Source organism: Gulosibacter chungangensis, assembly GCF_008831155.1.
GTDB classification, from domain to species: domain Bacteria; phylum Actinomycetota; class Actinomycetes; order Actinomycetales; family Microbacteriaceae; genus Gulosibacter; species Gulosibacter chungangensis.
Genome location: NZ_WBKB01000001.1, coordinates 507975 through 524375, shown reverse-complemented (window position 1 = coordinate 524375; position 16401 = coordinate 507975). Strand labels below are relative to the sequence as shown.

Genomic DNA, 16401 nt, shown 5'->3' with positions numbered 1-16401 from the left:
GTAATAAGGAGTCCAACATGTCTGAATTCCCCCGTGACGCCATCCTGGCCGTACTTGAAGCCGACGCCGCCGGTAATCTCGACTCGACCGCAGCCGAGGTGCTCGGCGCAGCCAGCAACATCGGCACCCCGATTGCGCTGGTCCTTGCCCCCGCAGGTGTGGGCGAAGCCGCGGCAGCTGGCGCAGCCGCAATCGGCGCATCCCAGGTGCTGATCGCCGAGAACCCCAACGTCGGTGAGCTCGGAGTCTTCGAAGTGGATGCACTCGCCGCCGCTGCTGCCGAGGCGCAGCCGGATGCGGTGCTCATTCCCCACACGATCAGCGGTCGCGATATTGCGGCTCGCTTCGCTGCCCGCGCTCGTGCCGCCGTGGCCGTCAATGTGATCGGCGTGGCTCGCGATGAAGAGGGTGTCATCGCGCAGCACTCTGTGTATGGCGGCGACTTCAATGTGCAGTCTGCCCCGACTTATGGCCTGTTTGTCTGCACGATCCGTCCCGGTTCGATCGATGAGCGACTGGAGGCGCAGCAGGTCAATGCGCGCGCGCTGCAGGTGACCGCGAGCAATAAGCCGGCCGCCAAGATTGAATCCTTCGAAGAGGTACAGGTCTCCTCTTCGCGTCCCGATTTGCGGGGAGCCGCGAAGGTGGTTTCGGGCGGTCGCGGGGTCGGTTCGGCCGAGCAGTTCGCGCTCGTTGAGCAGCTGGCGGATGCGCTGGGTGCCGCTGTCGGCGCGTCTCGTGCGGCAGTGGATGCTGGCTACGTGCCACACTCCTATCAGGTTGGGCAGACCGGTGTGTCGGTGTCGCCACAGCTATACATCGCGCTTGGGATTTCCGGGGCTATCCAGCACCGCGCGGGCATGCAGACCGCGAAAACCATCGTGGCCGTGAATAAAGATGCCGACGCCCCCATCTTTGAGATTGCCGATTTCGGCGTCGTGGGCGACATCTTCGAGGTCGTCCCGCAGGTCATTAGCGCGATCGAAGCGCGAAAAATTGAAGCCGGGAAGTAGGAACCATGGCGACCTACACCGGAAGAATCAGGAGGGGGCTGCCACGCGACCGCAATGGCGAGCCGTGGCCCCCGGTTGAACAGGCCCCCCTCGAGCCCAACGCGATAGACGAGCCCGTAGCTAGCGCCTGGACGTCCCCGAGCACCGATGTGCCCGCGACTCACGATGCGCCCCAGCAGGATGCGGTCGCCGTGGCAGCACCGGAAGATCACGGTTCGGCCCCCGCTGCCGCGGTGCCCGATGAAGCTGCTGCCTCGGAAGCTGGCGAAGTCTTCGAGCCTGTAGTCTCCGAGGATGGCGCGGAAGTCGTGCGGGCTGCCGAGGCGGTCCTCGCCGAGCACCGCAACGCGACGGCGTCCACCGAATCGAAGCGCGAAATGCCTCTTCGACGCGGACTGCCGCGAGTCAGTGGTGGCGAAGCCTGGCCCCCAGCTGGCACCGTGACGGTGGATGCAGGCGCCGCACCGAAGTCTGGCGGCCCGCAGGTGGCTGCTGGCTCAGATAGCGCGAGTGGGTCGAACGCAGGTTCGCCTGTAGCAGCTGCCTCCGAAGACGCAGCCAAGGCTGCGTCGGCTGCACGATCAGAGCAAACGTCCGATGTCGCTGCAACTTCAGCGACAGCCACCTCACCGGGGGAGGATTCGGCAGCCCCAACTTCATCTGCCGCGAGCCCGGCGTCGAGTGGCTCAGGAACCGGTGCACCATTGCGGCGAGGACTACCCCGAGTCGCGGGCGGTGAAGCCTGGCCACCCGTGGGCTTCGCACCGGCACCGGCACCGGCACCGGCACCACCCGCGAAGCCCGAGCCTGTGGCTGCCGAGCCCAAAGTGAGCCCGGCATCCACCCCGGCTGCACCTGTGACGTCGACTCCTGCAGTTGCCTCAGCATCCAGCCCCGCTCCCGTTGCTAAGCCGGCCACGGCATCTCCAAAGGCCGCACCTGCCGCGGCGAAGTCGAAGCCGGCAGTCACGAAGCAGAAAACGGCGAAGCCAGAGCCCAAGCGCTATGGCGGTCGTACTGTCGGCGGTTGGATCCGATTCGGTCTGCTTTGGGTGGTCGGTGCGGCTGCTGCCGCGGGAATTATCGTGTTGGCGGCGCGAGGGCTCACGACCTTCTCGGCCGTGCAGAACTTCATGGCGCGCTATCCGGCTGAGTACGAGCTGCCGGCGACGGCAGAGCCCGGCTTCCCGGCCTGGGTTCGCTGGTCACACTTCCTCAACATGTTCTTCATTGTGTTGATTATTCGCTCGGGTTTGCTCGTGCGAAGGCAACAGAAGCCGCCAGCCTTCTGGACACCGAAGAACGGTAAGGGTGCGAAGATCAGCATCAACCTGTGGCTGCACCAGTCGCTGGATTTGCTCTGGCTGATCAACGGCATCGTCTTTGTGGTGCTGCTGTTTGTCACCGGTCACTGGATGCGCATCGTGCCAACCAGCTGGGAAGTGTTCCCGAACGCACTTTCGGCGATGATCCAGTACCTGACGCTGGAATGGCCAGTGGAAGACGGCTGGGTGAACTACAACAGCTTGCAGCAACTGATGTACTTCCTCGTCGTGTTCGTCGCGGCACCGCTCGCGGCAATCACCGGTGCGCGACTGAGTGACATGTGGCCGAAGAAAGCCGCGCGACTGAACAAGCTCTACCCGGTGGAGCTCGCTCGCGCGCTGCACTTCCCGACGATGCTCTTCTTCGTCCTGTTCGTGATCGTGCACGTGGTGCTGGTGTTCTCGACCGGGGCGCTCAAGAACCTCAACCACATGTATGCGGGTACCCCCGAGATCAGCTGGGTTGGGTTCTGGCTCTTCGTGGGGTCGATCCTGGCGGTGGCTGCGGTCTGGGCCGCATCCAAACCGATGATCCTCGCGCCGATCGCGAACCTGTTCGGGAAGGTCTCGAGCCGCTAACCGCACTCGGAATCGTCTCTGCAAAAGTGGCCGACCTCACTGCGAGGTCGGCCACTTTGCTTGCTGCTTGCCTGAGCTCAAGGCTGCTGGCCCTGTCCGCAGCAATAACCAAAGGGGGTTCCCGCCACAGCATGTGGCGGGAACCCCCTGAGGTTGTCTACCGGTTACTTGGCCGGAGGCGTCGCGCCCTGGACCAGCTTGGGCTCGAGGAAGGCCGAGAGGCCCTCGACGTTACCCTCGCGGCCGAGGCCCGACTGCTTGAAGCCACCGAAGGGCTGGGTGACGCACATGTCCCAACCGTTGATGCTGATCTGGCCGGTGCGAACGCGGTTCGCGATGCTCACGGCGAGGTCGTGGTCCTTCGCGTAGACCGCACCCGACAGACCGTAGACGGTGCCGTTGGCGATTTCTACTGCCTCATCAATCGAGTCGAAGGGGATGACCACGACGACCGGGCCGAAGATCTCCTCCTGGGCGATTCGCATGTCGGGGCGAACATCCGCAAAGAGGGTCGGCTCGACGTAGTAGCCGCGCTCGAGGTGCTCGGGAGCCTTGCCGCCGGTGACGACGCGTGCGCCTTCTTCCTTACCGATCTCGATGTAGTTGAGGACACGCTCACGCTGGCGGGCTGAGGATAGCGGACCGAGAGCGGTGTCGGGTTCGCGAGGGTCGCCGACCTTGACCGACTCGTAGACCTGCTTGAGCGCCTCGATGATTTCGTCTTGGCGTTCACGCGGCACCAGGATGCGGGTGATCGCGGCGCACACCTGGCCGCTGTGACCGATACCGGCGAATGCGAGGCCGGGGACGAAGTCTTCGACAGGAATGTCGTCGGCAATGATGGCCGCCGACTTACCACCGAGCTCGAGGGTGATGCGGGCGATGCGGTCGGAGGCGAGTTCCATGAGTCGCTTACCGACTGCGGTCGAACCGGTGAAGGTGATCTTGTCCACGTCGGGGTGGGCTGCGAGGCGCTCAGCGTCTTCGCGGGCGGCCGGCACAATGCTGACCACGCCTTCGGGAAGGCCGGCGGCCTCGAAGGCTTCAGCCATCATCATGATTTCGGCAGCGGCTTCACTGGCGGGCTTCAACACAACCGTGCAGCCGGCAGCGAGAGCAGGCGCCATCTTGAGGGCTGCGGTAGCGACCGGGCCGTTCCAAGGAATGATCACGCCGACAACACCAACGGGGTCATAGGTGATGTAGCCGCTGCCGTTGTCCCAACTGCGTTCCTTGACCCACTCAAAGCGCTCCCAGAGCGTCGAGGCGTCGTCAAACATCTTCAGCGCGTTGTTCGTAAACGCTACCGAGGCACCGTTCGCCGCACCGATTTCGGCGGTGAATGCGTCCACGAGTTCGGGAACGCGCTTGGCAAGCTCCTCGCGGATGCGCACCAGGTAATCCGCGCGCTCCTTCGGCGAGAGTCGCGGCCAGGGTCCTTCGTCGAACGCCTTGCGAGCCGCAGCAACCGCGGCATCGATGTCCGCGGCCTTACCCGCCGGAACCGTGGCGATAACTTCCTCGGTGATTGGCGAGACGCTCTCGATGATGGCATCGCTCGAGGGCTCAACCCACTTGCCGCCGATGTAGAGCTTGTCAAAGCTGCGGATTTGGACAGGTGCGAGATCTGTAGTGGACAAGTGAACCTCCATTGGTTCGCAGTTCATTTTCCTACGGGGAGAGCCCCGAAAGTCAGAATCGACGGGGCTTCGCCTCATCGTACAGATCCCGACATATGTTGTCTATCATGCGCCTGAATTTTCGGTGAGAGTGCAAGGTGGATGCTCGCGGGAATCACTCAGCTACAAGTGTTGTGCATCTGTGCTAACTGTGATTATGGTTATCTCGCATGCCAATTTGGTTGCTATGAATAACAGAAATTGCCCGCAAGAGACAAGGGAGTCGATGTGGCACTTGATGAAGCAACGGTGAAGTTCTTGGAAGCAGCGGCGGCAGGGACACCTGAAGGTGCTCCGCCCGCGTGGGAGCTTCCACCCGAGCAAGTTCGTGAGAACTCGTCAGCGATGACACCCATGTTCGGCAAAGGGCCGGAGATGCACGCAACTGAGGATCACGAACTGGTCGGATTCGATGGCGGAACCTTCAAAGTTCGAGTCCATCGCCCGAGCGCTGAAGCAAGCGCGGTCTTTGTGTACCTGCACGGTGGCGGCTGGGTTGTCAGCGACATTGACGACTTCGATACTCTCGGTCGACAGCTCGCTGAAAAGTCTGGCGCCACAGTCGTACTGGTGAATTACCGCAAGGCTCCAGAGAACCCTTTCCCGGCAGCAGTGGAAGACTCGTGGACTGGCCTGAACTGGGCGGCCGACCGGATCGCTGAACTCGCTCGACCCGGCGCCCCCTTGTTCGTTGGTGGTGATAGTGCTGGCGGCAACCTGAGTGCGGTGATGGCGATTCGAAGCCGTGACGCCGGTGCGCCCACGATCGCCAAGCAGTTCCTGATCTACCCCGTCACCGACGCTGACTTCTCGCGTCCGAGCTATAACGAGCCCGAGAACCAAACCCTGCTCGCAAAAGAATTCATGTTCTGGTTCTGGGACCACTACATCGCGAACCCCGAAGAGCGTAGTCACCCCGAGGCCTCGCCATTCCGTCAGGAAAACCTTGCCGGTGTTGCACCCGCATTCCTCATTACCGCGGAGCACGACGTCCTGCGTGACGAAGGCGAGGCCTATGGCGATCGCTTGCGCGACGCGGGCGTTGAGGTGGAAGCGCACCGCTGGCCCGGTCAGATGCACGGATTCTTCAGCATGGTGAACGTGCTTCCGGCGAGTGCCGAGGTGATGGATCTGGTGGCAGTTCGCGTCAGAGAGAGCATTTCGGAGACGGAAGGGGCACAAGCATGAGTGGTGCACAGCAAGTTGATGCGGTCGTAGTTGGGGCAGGCTTCGCCGGCCTCTACATGCTCAAGCGACTACGCGAACGTGGACTCAACTCGGTGCTGCTGGAACGCGGCGCTGGTGTTGGCGGGACCTGGTACTGGAACCGGTATCCAGGCGCCAAATGTGACGTGGAGAGCCCGTTCTACTCCATGTCCTTCGACGACCCCGCTCTCGACCAAGAATGGGAATGGTCCACTCGTTACCCGGATCAGGCGGAACTCATGAGTTTCATGAACCACGTGGCTGACCGCTTCAATTTGCGGGAAGACATCCGCCTGGAGTCTTCGGTTGAGTCCGCGACCTTTGACGAGTCAAGCAACACGTGGTCAGTTACCTATCGCGGGCCGGACGGTGAGAAAACACTCGAGTCGCGGTTCTTCATTTTGGCGACCGGTTGCCTATCAGTGCCAAACGTTCCCAAATTTGAGGGGCTCGAAAACTTCAAGGGCTCCGTCTACCACACCGGTGACTGGCCACACGAGGAAGTCGACTTCACGGGGCTTCGAGTCGGGGTTATCGGTACCGGTTCCTCCGGAGTGCAGCTGATTCCAGAAGTGGCGAAGGAAGCCTCCGAACTTAAGGTCTTCCAACGGACAGCAAACTACAGCGTGCCGGCAAATAACGGGCCGTTGACCGCGGAAAAACTCGCGAAGGTCAAGGAAGAATTCCCCGAAATCCGCGAAAAGATGCGGAATACGGGCACGGGGATGCCGACGCCCGACCCCACTGAACTCGTCTCGAATACCCCGGATGAGGTCGTCCGGAAGGTATTCGAGGATCACTGGACGCTCGGCAGCTTCGCCATTCAGAACACCTTTGCCGATCTCGCGATAAATCAGGAATCCAACGACAAGCTCGCGCACTTTATCCACGAAAAGATTGACGGCATCGTCGAAGATCCTGAAGTCGCCGAGAAGCTGAAAGCACGCGAATACCCGGTTGGCAGTAAGCGCATTTGCGTCGACTCCAACTACTACGAGACCTTCAACCGGTCTAACGTCGAACTGGTTGATGTGAAGTCAGACCCGATCACTAGCATCACCGAGACCGGTGTGGCAACACAGAACAAGGAGTATGAACTCGATGCTCTCGTCCTGGCCACCGGCTTTGACGCGATGACGGGCGCGATCATGAACATCGATATCCAGGGTCGCGACGGCAAGCGCATCCAAGAGTATTGGGATGCTGGGCCGTTGACCTACCTTGGGCTCTCGGTTGCGGGATTCCCGAACATGTTCTCGCTCGCTGGCCCGGGAAGCCCGAGTGTGTTGACGAATGTTGTCGCCGCGATTGAGCAGCATGTCGAATGGGTTGATGAGCACATCGGCTATCTCGATGAGCATGACTTCGCGACGTCTGAGGCTCATCCCGACTACGAACGTGAATGGGTGGACCACGTCAACGAGATTGCCAATATGACGCTTTTCCTCAAGGGCGCATCGTGGTACCTCGGCGCAAACGTGCCTGGAAAGCCGCGCGTGTTCATGCCATACGCGGGTGGTTTGAAGGCCTATCGAGACCGTTGCGAAGAAATTGCCGCGAATGGTTACGAAGGCTTCCAGCTCGTGAAACGTGACGCAAACGCAATGTCGCTTTCGGGCGCCCGATAGTCCCCGCCAACACTCCAATTCACTCATCGAAAGACACACGTCTCGGTCGCAGCTGACCGGGCAAGAAAGGTAAGTAACTCCATGAAGGCAGCAGTTGTCAACGCGGTCGGCGAGGATTTCGTCATTGAAGATGTTGAGATCGCCGATCCCATTGGTGGTGAGGTCCTCGTGGATGTGAAGGCGAGCGGTCTCTGCCACAGTGATGCTCACATCCAGAAAATTGACTTCGGGTTCCCGATGCCCGTAGTCCTCGGTCACGAGATTGCCGGCGTCGTGAAGGCTGTTGGCCCCGACGTAGTAGATCTGAAGGTTGGCGACCGCGTCGCCGCATCGCTCGTCGGTGCCTGTGGCGTTTGCGATTCCTGTATTGCGGGTAAGCGGCACATCTGTGAGAACACGGACTCGCTATTGCGTGGCCCGGATGAACCCTCGCGGTTGACCCGCAAGGACGGCTCTGCGGTCACGCAGTTCCAAGGCATCAGCGGCTTCGCTGAGCAGTGCCTCGTCCACGAAAACCAGCTCGTAAAGGTTCCCGAAACCGTCCCGTTCGACAAGGCATGCCTCCTTGGCTGCGGTGTCGTCACCGGGGCGGGTGCCGTCCTGAAGACTGCGGGCGTACGCGTGAACGATGACGTTGCGGTGATTGGTTGTGGTGGTGTGGGACTCAATGCGGTGCAGGCAGCGCGTCTTGCCGGCGCCCGTCGAATCATTGCGATTGATCTGCAGCCCGCCAAGCTCGAGCTCGCGAAGAAGTTCGGTGCGACCCACGTGATCAACCCCAATGAGGTTGAGGATGTGGTGGCCGCAGTCCACGAGATTACCGGCCGCAAGGGTGTCGATCACGCCTTTGAGGTCATCGGTCTGAAGCCCACTGCGGAGCAGGCATTCCAGCTTGTGGGGCCGGACGGTACCGCGTACCTCATCGGTATGCAGCGCCCGGGTACCCGCCTGGACATCGACCCGATCACGCAAATGATCATGACGCCGCGTACCCTGCACGGTGTCTACATGGGATCGACGAACGCAAAGCTCGACATCCCGATGTTTGCGGACTACTACGAGCAGGGGCGTTTCAACCTTGACGACCTCGTGTCCCGCACCATCACCCTCGACGAGATCAATGAGGGCTACGCGGAACTCGACAAGGGTGGCGTAGCTCGCAGCGTGATCGTCTTCGACTAGATCTCGATGAGCAAGATCACCTATGGATAGCGATGAGAGCGCCTCAACGGGCGCTCTCATTGTTTCCGATCAGCCAAAACTATTCACCTAATAAGTACTTCAACGAGGAAATACGAACCATGACTGCAATTACCGCACAAGAGACCGACCTGCTTGAAGAAGCAAAAATTCGCCGACTCAACTACGAATATGCCAACGCCATCGACAATTCTCGGGTCGAGGATGTCGTGAATTCCTTCACGGAGGATGGTGTCTTCGATATGCAGTCGCTTGGCGCTCCGGCTGCCTTTGAGGGCGCGGAAGGCCTACGCGCCGCATTCACGGGCATGGTCGAAAGCATGGCTGGCTGTCTGCACATGATGATGAACCATCTCATCGAAGTGGCCGGCGACCGTGCGACCGGCACCGTCTACTGCGACGCCTATACGCTGCAACCCGATGGCGAACGCGTACAAATGCTGGTGTTCTACACCGACCAGTACGTCAAGCAAGACGGTGAGTGGAAGTTCGCAGAACGCATCGTCAAGCCACTATTGGCTGGGGCCAAGAACTAACCAAAGTAAGTACGTGAGCCCCCTCTTCATCGGAGGGGGCTCACGTACTTTCACAATGCGAACTCGAGACGCTAGACGAGTACCGAGGCGACGTGTTCGCTGGCCACGAGACCGGTCGTGAACGCGTGCGTGAGACCGTTCCCGGGGAGGTAAGTGTCCACTCCCGTACCGGAAATTCCCGCGGCGACACCGCCGGTGGCGTAGAGCCCAGGGATCACTTCAGCGTTCGTGGTCAGCACGCGGCACGAAGTGTCGACGGTGAGGCCACCCTGCGTGTGGATTACCCCGGCAGAGACGCTCGCCGCGTAATATGGGGGAGCAAAGGGGATCCGGCCTCGCGCCGCACGGTCAAGCTCATCGCGTTCCGACCCCGCAGCTGCGTTGTACTTGCGCACCTCATCAGCTACCGCATCCACCGGGAGATCAAAAGCAGCGGCGAGTGTCTCGAGATCCTCGAACTGTTTCACGGCCCCCATCTCGGAGGCCTCTTCGTAGGCCCCGTTTGTCATCGCGGCTCGGTGGATGCGCTCATCGTAGATTTCCACCGCTTGGCTACCCGGAAGCGGGATCATGAACTTTGAAAAACCGGAGTTGGTGGTCGCTTCCGAGGCGAATCGGCGACCGGATGCATCCACGAGAATGCTTCCGAGCGCTGGAAGCGCGCCGCCCATGCGCGTGCCATACTTCGGATTCAGGTGGCTGTGACCCTCGTAGGCAGTCATGTAAGCGGTGCCGGCACCTAGCCCCATGCCGATTAGGATGCCGCGGCCGTCACTATTTTCTGATCCCCAATAGGGGAGCGCGGCGATGGCCTCGCCAATGTACTTCCGGACCATCTCTCGGTTCGCGCCGAAGCCGTTCGACGCGAGGATGACGTTTCGTGCGGGGATCACTTCCTGTTGACCACTCATCGACACCAGAACGTCGAGTGAGCTGCCGTTGGGGACGATATCGGTGACTTCGGCATTGTCGACGAAGTCAATATTTTCGTCGTTGCGGATGCGCGCGCGGATTCCCTGCACAAGCTCCTGGCCGGTCTCTGACGCCATGGAGTGCATCCGATATGTCGAGTGGCCGGAATAGAGGACGCTTTGGTCGAGGTGAAGCGCAAGCCCTGCCTCATCAGCGAGGAGATGCACCGCGTCGGCCGAGCGGCGGGCGACTAACTCAACAATTGCGGGGTCGGACTCGCCGCGATTCTGCCGCTGCAGGTCAGCGAAGTGCTGCTCGGGCGAATCGGTGACCCCTGCCTGTTCCTGGAATCGTGTTCCAGAACCCTGGATGAGACCTCCGGAGAATTCAGCATTGCAGCCAACTCGAACGTTTTTCTCGAGGATAATGGCGGGTTGTCCCGATATGGATGCGTTGATGGCGGCGATCATGCCGGCGGCACCACCGCCGACAATGACCAGTGGGAGGGCATCGTCGGTCATTTCGCTGCTCCTTGGGCGACTTCGTCGACGGCATCGTCTGGAAGCTCTTGGGCCTGGGCGGCGTCACCACGGTGATACGGCTTGCCCATTGAGGTGAAGAACCAGGTGCGGTGCTCGCCATCGAAAAGTTCTCCGGCGCGAGATTCGATCCAGGGTTTGCGACCTGCAGCGAGCGCTTCAGCGCGCTCCTTTCGCTGATAGGCCTGCGCTCGCTGAGCATCCTCGAGACGGCCTTCGGCGATCTCGTAAATCGCCAGGTACCGGTATTCGCCCTGTTCGATCTGATTGGGCACGAGCTCAAAACGCTGTGCCGATTCGAAGCCGTCGAGCTTGTCGACCACATCCACGACGTGCACATTCGTGTACCAGTCATTGAACTCGGCATCGAGTTCCGGCTTTGAATTGGACAGCACAACCATCACGTTTGCGGCCATGTCTACTCCTCAGTGATTGAAATGAACAGTTGCTCGGTCGACGGCGCTATCCCTGCCAACCGGGAATCTTCTCGGGCAGGTCGGCCGCGGTGGGCGTCCCATCTGCCCAACGGATGCGCTGATTGCTGCGGAAGCCTTCTGCCATGTCTTGTGGGCGCATCGAGTAGAAGAAGTTCAGCGAACGCTTCTTGAACCGCCAGCCGGAGGGTTCTTTGACGTATTCGTCGTAGTAGCGGTAGGCCGCAAAGTGCGCTTCGCCCGCGAGCACGAGTTCGGCGTGACCGGAGACCACCCCGTTCACCCGCGGGCGATCATCCGTCGAGGGCGCGGGATCAAGCACCTGCGAGTGCGTGACGTGATTGGTGAAGTCGTATCGGTCTGCGGAGCCGAGAAAGAACGCACGAAGTGCATCGATGCCGCTGACAGTCTTCCCGATTCGCTCGAACTCTCCGTCCTCGGCGAAATATGAAAGCAGGTCATCGAATCGCTTGTCGTCACGCGCGAGTGAGTACCGGGCAATGAGTTCTTGTAGGTCGAGGCGATCTTCGACGGTCAAGGAATGGGTGAGTTCGGTGGTCTGCATAACCAGCCTTCCCGTGGGTGCCTACGCTGCCACCCACATGTTCAGTTTGTTGGTGTTCAACGGCGCAATGATGGACGAAACATTGACGATGTCAATCGGATTCAAACCGTGGACTCGTTGACAGCCACTCGTCGAATGGTTTTCCAAAGACTGACCGTTCGACCAGTTCGATATATGCGCCGTCCGGCCCTTCGTGATGAGCGAAGCGCGCGGGATAGTTGCCCTCGTCATCCGCTGCACAGACGACAAGCGGGAATCCGGCCAAAGCCAATTCTGCCGACGCTGCAACGAGGTCGTCGACCCAGTATCCGAGGTGGTGGATGGATCCGCCCTTCAATGCCCAAGGAGTGCCCGGCACAGCTTCAATGAGTTCGAGGTGGGGCGAATCGATCGAGTAACAGTAATTGAGACGCACGGTGGTCCGAGTGCCGTCAGCGTAAACAACTGGACGCTCGTTGCCCGTTGCGGGTTTCGTCCACCGATATCCCAAAGCTTTGGACATCGTCCTTGCCGCTTCATCGAGGTCTTGGACGACGAAACCTGTGTGATACAGGTTCTCGGGGGTCAGATGGTTCATAGAACCTCCTTAATTTATAAATATGAATATAATTGTCATAGAGTGTCCTCTCTTTGGTCAAGGGCTGACCAGTCGGCGTCGTTCATTGTGCGGGGCGAAAGCGCTCGATCACAGGCGATCATTTCGGTGAGAGACGAAAGTGGGCTCATTGATGAGCATTGGTACGGGGAGTGTGCGGGGTGATTCCTCCGCTGCCATCGTGGTGCTATCCGCGGCTACTGGAACTTTTGCAATCTTGCTGTCAATTGTTGGGCCCGCGATTCCAGTAATGCAGCGTGCGCTCGGGACAGATCAGCTGGGTGCAAACTGGATAATGACCGCGTACTTGTTATCCGCAGCGGTGATGACCCCGGTGGTAGGTCGGCTCGGTGACTCGTTGGGGAAGAAGCAAGTTCTCATCGCGGTGCTGCTGCTCTTAGTCCTGGGGTGCGTGGTTGCGGCTCTCGCCAATGATCTCTGGGTCATGATCGTTGGTCGTGTCATTCAAGGGGCTGGCGGTGGAGCTTTCCCACTTGCTTTTGGATTTCTCCGCGACCATCTCGAAGGTCGTCGACTGACGCACGCGATCGGTGCGGTAGCGGGTTTCGGTGCCGCGTGCGTGGGGCTGGGCGGAGTTCTGTCAGGCATCATCGTTGAATTAGTTGGGTATCAGTGGATTTTTTGGGCGCCGGCTATGGTCTTGCTGGCTGCCACGGCGGTGGTCGCCGCGTTGCCGAGATCACCGAAATCTAAAGCGACGATCAGCCCGCTTTCTGTTCTTCTTTTCGCCTTGGGGTTGGGTTCGTTTCTGCTGGTTGTAAATCAGTCATCGAATTGGGGTTTTGCTTCGACCCCGACATTGTTGGTCGGCTTGCTTGCCACGGGCGGGATCGTTTCCTGGATATGGAGTGACCGAAGGGCGTCGGGGCCGTTGATTGATATGGGCATGATGGTCACGAACGTCATGTGGACGACGAGTCTTTCTGCAGCCCTACTCGGAATCGGTCTTTACGGCCTGCAAACGTTCATCCCACAGTTTGTGCAGACGAGCGATGTCACCGGCTACGGCCTTGGATTGAGCGTCATGGAGTCCGGCCTTGTCATGCTTCCGATGGCGCTGGGGATGTTTGTCACCGGGTTCACATCTGCCAGATTCGTCGATTGGTTTGGTGTTCGCAGGGTGCTGGCAATATCGCCAGCAGTTGCGGGAGTCGGCGTGCTGTTTCTGATCCCGACGCCAACTGAACTATGGCAAGTGCTCGTTGCTAGCGGCCTCGCGGGACTCGGGATTGGTCTTGCCTTTTCCGTCATGCCTGCCGTGGTGGTGAGCGGCGTTTCCGCACACCAGAGCGGAATTGCTAGCGGTATCAATGCAAACTTGCGCACAGTTGGTGGGGCAGTCGGGACAGCTTTGATTGCGGCGATAGTGACCCCGGGCGTTGCGGGTGAAGTCTCCAGCGCAGAGGACTATCAAATGGGGTTCGTGGTTATTTCGGTTGCCGCGTTCCTATCCGCTGGCGTTGGGTTCTTCACGAATCCACGCGCGGGGAACTGACAGTGATGCGCTCTCGGCGGATATCGACTTGGGCTGGCGTGGTTGTGGCCGTATTGATTGGTGTCGGCGCGGCGGGGCAATCGCACATCAACGGAGCACTTGCGCAATCGCTGGGCAGCGGGCCCCATGCCGCTGTGATCTCATTCGGCACGGCCCTAGCGGTATCGCTGCTGGTAGTGGCCGGGAATCGAGCGGCACGGCAAGGAGTGCGCCGCGTCCTGGAATCCTTTCGAACAGGGCAGCTCCCTTTGTGGGGATTCCTCGGTGGCCTCCTCGGGGCTCAGATGGTTTTCGCTCAGACATACCTTGTGCCAGTAGTGGGTGTTGCGGTCTTCATGACTTCTCGCATGGTTGGCCAATTGATTGGCTCGATGAGCATTGATCACTTTGGCTGGCTCGGTTCTCCAGTCCGGCGCTTGACTAGGACGCGGAGCATAGGTGCCGCGTTGGCCGTCGCGGCGGTAATGGTGATCGCGTCAGGAAGTGACGTCGAGATCCAATGGGTGGGCTACTTGTTAGCTGGCGCCGTGGCTGGATTTCTCGTTTCATTGCAGATGGGTGTGACTGGTGCCATCAAGTTGCATGCGCGGAACTCATTCAGCGCTACCCTGTTGAATTTTGCGGTTGGAACATCCGCGCTACTGACCGTCATGCTGGTCGGCATGTCCCTCGGTTGGGTCCATGCTGGGCCGCTTCCGGTGGAACCTTGGAAGTATCTCGGAGGCGTTCTTGGGGCGCTATACGTAGTGCTGATTGCAGCAATCGTTCGAACCCTGGGGGTGACGCTGCTCTCGCTTTCCATCGTGGGTGGGCAACTCCTTGGTTCGCTGATCTTCGACACGATTGTTGGTCGATTTAGCTGGTTGTTGGTTGCGGGTCTCTGCCTGGCTTTCATTGGAATCGGCTTAGCAAACATGCCAACCAGACGTTAGCCGTGCTTGTGGCGGAGCTTCGTGACCTGGTGTGCAACTGAGGTACCTTCAAGAAACCCTTGCAATCTCGGACAATCAGTATCATTATTGTAATGGACGACTTGTTCCGGCGCAGCGCAGCGCCAAGAAAGGCGAACCCGTTGAGCGAAACCGACGTACTATCCCGGCTCGAAGTTCTCGAGCAAAAAGAATCGATTCGAGCAGTCCTAGCCGATTACTGCTACACCTGCGACGCGCTGAAAAGTGCTTCCACTCTCAATGACCTGTTTGATGAAGACGCGATACTGCTGAACCCAGCAGGCGAAATTCGTGGGCGTGAGTCAATCGTTGGCTACTATCGCGAAGTAATTGAAGACACGACATTTTCTCGCCACCACATCGTGAACCAGGTGATCGAGATCACAGCCCCAAAGAGTGCGCAGCATCGAGCGTATTTCTTGGCATTCATTGGCCGAGCCGGTGAATCAAAAACGATTTTCGGTCATTACGAAGATGAACTTGCGCTGACCGGTGATGGCTGGAAGTTCGTGCGCAAAGCGAATGTTATTGACAAAGTAACCATCCTTTCTCAGGGTTGGGCATAGGCGAAAAGGACGACTAAGTAATGGAACTAGGAATTATCCTCGGCAACATTCCAACCAATATCTCTGAGAAGGACCACTTCGACTCGATTTTGCGACAAGCTGAGGCCGTGCAAAAAGCGGGGATGACACATATTCTTGTCGGTCAGCATTTTCACTTCGAGGGGTCGAGGTGGTTCCAACCTGTTCCCCTTCTTGCAAGACTCGCTGGTGAACTCGACCCGAGCGTTCGTCTTTGCACGCAGATTCTCATCGGGCCGCTATACAACCCAGTGATGCTCGCTGAGGAGCTTGCGACATTGGATGTCGTGACCGGTGGGCGAATCTCAGTCGGGCTCGGCCTTGGCTATATTCCTAAGGAATATGAAACGTTTGGAATCCCGTTCAAGGAACGTGGCCGTCGGCTGAATGAGATCATCGAAATCTTGAAGTTGATGTGGACACAAGACCGCGTGACCTATGACGGTAAGTACTACCAGCTCGATGACCTCGCGGTTCACATCAAACCGGTCCAAAAGCCGCACCCGCCGATATGGGTAGGGGCCGGCAGCGATGCGGGCATTCGACGGGCAGCAAGACTTGGTGACGCATGGCCGATTACTCCCCAGGAAACTCCGGAGGAGCTACCGGAACTGCTAGGTAAATACTTTGACTTCCGAGAAGAGGCAGGGCGTCCAAGGGAGGGTCGTGTTCCCCTTCGTAGGGAGATTATGATTGGTCGTGACCGCGAGGACGCTTTGGCGAAAGCGGTCGATGTTGCCTCCGAGTGGTATTTGAATATGGCGGCAACTGGACACAATGAGTACGTTGACCCGGAGGGTCTACGCAAGTCGATTCCCGGTGTAATGGCAAAACACTGGGTGTTGGGTAGTGCCGAGGAAGTTGCGGGACAGCTGCGAGATATTGGATCAGTTGTGCCCGTTGACCCGATTATCACTCGGGCGAACTGGCCCGGAATGTCCACGCAAGATTCGGTTGACTATATCGAACTGCTCGGAAAAGAATTAGTTCCGTCGCTCAAAGAGTTTGAGGGCGTAACGTCCATGTAATTGCGGTATTTCTTGCCGCTATTTACTTCGAGTGTGATCCAAATGCTTGAGTCGTTTTGCGTTGAGACGCCTAGTACTTGTGAAGTGCTTGAATAACCCGATCATCAATGGA

Annotated in this window: 15 protein-coding genes; 10 read left to right on the top strand and 5 right to left on the bottom strand. The window is 59.2% G+C overall.

Going from position 1 to position 16401, the window contains the following annotated elements; genetic code table 11:
* The first annotated feature begins 17 nt into the window (after positions 1-17).
* Entirely contained in the window at positions 18-1013 is a 996-nt protein-coding gene (locus tag F8O05_RS02345) for an electron transfer flavoprotein subunit alpha/FixB family protein (protein ID WP_158051126.1), read from the top strand.
* 5 nt (positions 1014-1018) lie between these two features.
* Positions 1019-2917, top strand: coding sequence for a cytochrome b/b6 domain-containing protein (locus F8O05_RS02340; RefSeq protein WP_158051125.1), 1899 nt, complete (start codon positions 1019-1021; stop codon positions 2915-2917).
* 164 nt (positions 2918-3081) lie between these two features.
* Here the strand turns inward: F8O05_RS02340 and F8O05_RS02335 are convergent, their stop codons facing one another.
* On the bottom strand, positions 3082-4557 hold the full coding sequence (locus tag F8O05_RS02335; RefSeq protein ID WP_225735685.1) for an aldehyde dehydrogenase: 1476 nt from the start codon (positions 4555-4557) through the stop codon (positions 3082-3084).
* Between the two features lie 267 nt (positions 4558-4824).
* Here F8O05_RS02335 and F8O05_RS02330 point away from each other — a divergent pair, with 267 nt between their 5' ends.
* The 4 genes from F8O05_RS02330 (at position 4825) to F8O05_RS02315 (ending at position 9166) form a co-directional block, all read left to right on the top strand.
* Positions 4825-5784 (top strand): alpha/beta hydrolase, encoded by a 960-nt coding sequence (locus F8O05_RS02330; RefSeq protein ID WP_225735684.1) that lies wholly within the window; start codon positions 4825-4827, stop codon positions 5782-5784.
* Complete coding sequence (locus tag F8O05_RS02325; RefSeq protein WP_158051123.1) at positions 5781-7430, top strand: flavin-containing monooxygenase; 1650 nt, start codon at positions 5781-5783, stop codon at positions 7428-7430. Before F8O05_RS02330 ends, F8O05_RS02325 begins: the two co-directional genes overlap by 4 nt.
* An 81-nt stretch (positions 7431-7511) precedes the next feature.
* Complete coding sequence (locus F8O05_RS02320; protein ID WP_158051122.1) at positions 7512-8612, top strand: zinc-binding dehydrogenase; 1101 nt, start codon at positions 7512-7514, stop codon at positions 8610-8612.
* Positions 8613-8731: 119 nt separating this feature from the next.
* A complete protein-coding gene (locus F8O05_RS02315) occupies positions 8732-9166 on the top strand; it encodes a nuclear transport factor 2 family protein (RefSeq protein WP_192496992.1) in 435 nt (144 codons plus the stop codon).
* A 71-nt stretch (positions 9167-9237) separates the two neighbouring features.
* Here F8O05_RS02315 and F8O05_RS02310 read toward each other — a convergent pair whose 3' ends face one another.
* From F8O05_RS02310 to F8O05_RS02295, 4 genes are all read right to left on the bottom strand, one after another.
* Positions 9238-10599, bottom strand: coding sequence for an FAD-dependent oxidoreductase (locus F8O05_RS02310; protein ID WP_158051120.1), 1362 nt, complete (start codon positions 10597-10599; stop codon positions 9238-9240).
* A complete protein-coding gene (locus F8O05_RS02305; protein WP_158051119.1) occupies positions 10596-11033 on the bottom strand; it encodes a DUF4286 family protein in 438 nt (145 codons plus the stop codon). The genes F8O05_RS02310 and F8O05_RS02305 overlap by 4 nt, the downstream gene beginning before the upstream one ends.
* Positions 11034-11079: 46 nt before the next feature.
* The gene (locus F8O05_RS02300) at positions 11080-11616 is read right to left on the bottom strand and encodes a nuclear transport factor 2 family protein (protein ID WP_158051118.1); all 537 of its coding nucleotides are present in this window, start codon (positions 11614-11616) and stop codon (positions 11080-11082) included.
* 91 nt (positions 11617-11707) lie between these two features.
* Positions 11708-12193: a VOC family protein gene (locus F8O05_RS02295; protein ID WP_158051117.1), complete on the bottom strand. Its 486-nt coding sequence runs from the start codon at positions 12191-12193 to the stop codon at positions 11708-11710.
* Between the two features lie 151 nt (positions 12194-12344).
* Between F8O05_RS02295 and F8O05_RS02290 the strand changes: the two genes are divergently transcribed.
* From F8O05_RS02290 to F8O05_RS02275, 4 genes are all read left to right on the top strand, one after another.
* Positions 12345-13727 carry an MFS transporter gene (locus F8O05_RS02290; RefSeq protein WP_158051116.1) on the top strand — a complete coding sequence of 461 codons (1383 nt, stop codon included), beginning with the start codon at positions 12345-12347 and terminating at the stop codon, positions 13725-13727.
* A gap of 5 nt (positions 13728-13732) precedes the next feature.
* The gene (locus F8O05_RS02285; protein ID WP_225735712.1) at positions 13733-14659 is read left to right on the top strand and encodes a DMT family transporter; all 927 of its coding nucleotides are present in this window, start codon (positions 13733-13735) and stop codon (positions 14657-14659) included.
* Between the two features lie 92 nt (positions 14660-14751).
* Positions 14752-15243: a nuclear transport factor 2 family protein gene (locus tag F8O05_RS02280; RefSeq protein WP_158051114.1), complete on the top strand. Its 492-nt coding sequence runs from the start codon at positions 14752-14754 to the stop codon at positions 15241-15243.
* 20 nt (positions 15244-15263) lie between these two features.
* Positions 15264-16289 carry an LLM class flavin-dependent oxidoreductase gene (locus F8O05_RS02275; RefSeq protein WP_158051113.1) on the top strand — a complete coding sequence of 342 codons (1026 nt, stop codon included), beginning with the start codon at positions 15264-15266 and terminating at the stop codon, positions 16287-16289.
* The last annotated feature ends 112 nt before the right edge of the window (positions 16290-16401 follow it).

Bases quoted from the DNA above. Each gene is read 5' to 3' on its own strand.
- F8O05_RS02345 (WP_158051126.1), top strand. From the start codon at position 18: ATGTCTGAATTCCCCCGTGACGCCATCCTGGCCGTACTTGAAGCCGAC.
- F8O05_RS02340 (WP_158051125.1), top strand. From the start codon at position 1,019: ATGGCGACCTACACCGGAAGAATCAGGAGGGGGCTGCCACGCGACCGC.
- F8O05_RS02325 (WP_158051123.1), top strand. From the start codon at position 5,781: ATGAGTGGTGCACAGCAAGTTGATGCGGTCGTAGTTGGGGCAGGCTTC.
- F8O05_RS02320 (WP_158051122.1), top strand. From the start codon at position 7,512: ATGAAGGCAGCAGTTGTCAACGCGGTCGGCGAGGATTTCGTCATTGAA.
- F8O05_RS02315 (WP_192496992.1), top strand. From the start codon at position 8,732: ATGACTGCAATTACCGCACAAGAGACCGACCTGCTTGAAGAAGCAAAA.
- F8O05_RS02310 (WP_158051120.1), bottom strand. From the start codon at position 10,599: ATGACCGACGATGCCCTCCCACTGGTCATTGTCGGCGGTGGTGCCGCC.
- F8O05_RS02305 (WP_158051119.1), bottom strand. From the start codon at position 11,033: ATGGCCGCAAACGTGATGGTTGTGCTGTCCAATTCAAAGCCGGAACTC.
- F8O05_RS02300 (WP_158051118.1), bottom strand. From the start codon at position 11,616: ATGCAGACCACCGAACTCACCCATTCCTTGACCGTCGAAGATCGCCTC.
- F8O05_RS02295 (WP_158051117.1), bottom strand. From the start codon at position 12,193: ATGAACCATCTGACCCCCGAGAACCTGTATCACACAGGTTTCGTCGTC.
- F8O05_RS02290 (WP_158051116.1), top strand. From the start codon at position 12,345: ATGAGCATTGGTACGGGGAGTGTGCGGGGTGATTCCTCCGCTGCCATC.
- F8O05_RS02285 (WP_225735712.1), top strand. From the start codon at position 13,733: ATGCGCTCTCGGCGGATATCGACTTGGGCTGGCGTGGTTGTGGCCGTA.
- F8O05_RS02280 (WP_158051114.1), top strand. From the start codon at position 14,752: ATGGACGACTTGTTCCGGCGCAGCGCAGCGCCAAGAAAGGCGAACCCG.
- F8O05_RS02275 (WP_158051113.1), top strand. From the start codon at position 15,264: ATGGAACTAGGAATTATCCTCGGCAACATTCCAACCAATATCTCTGAG.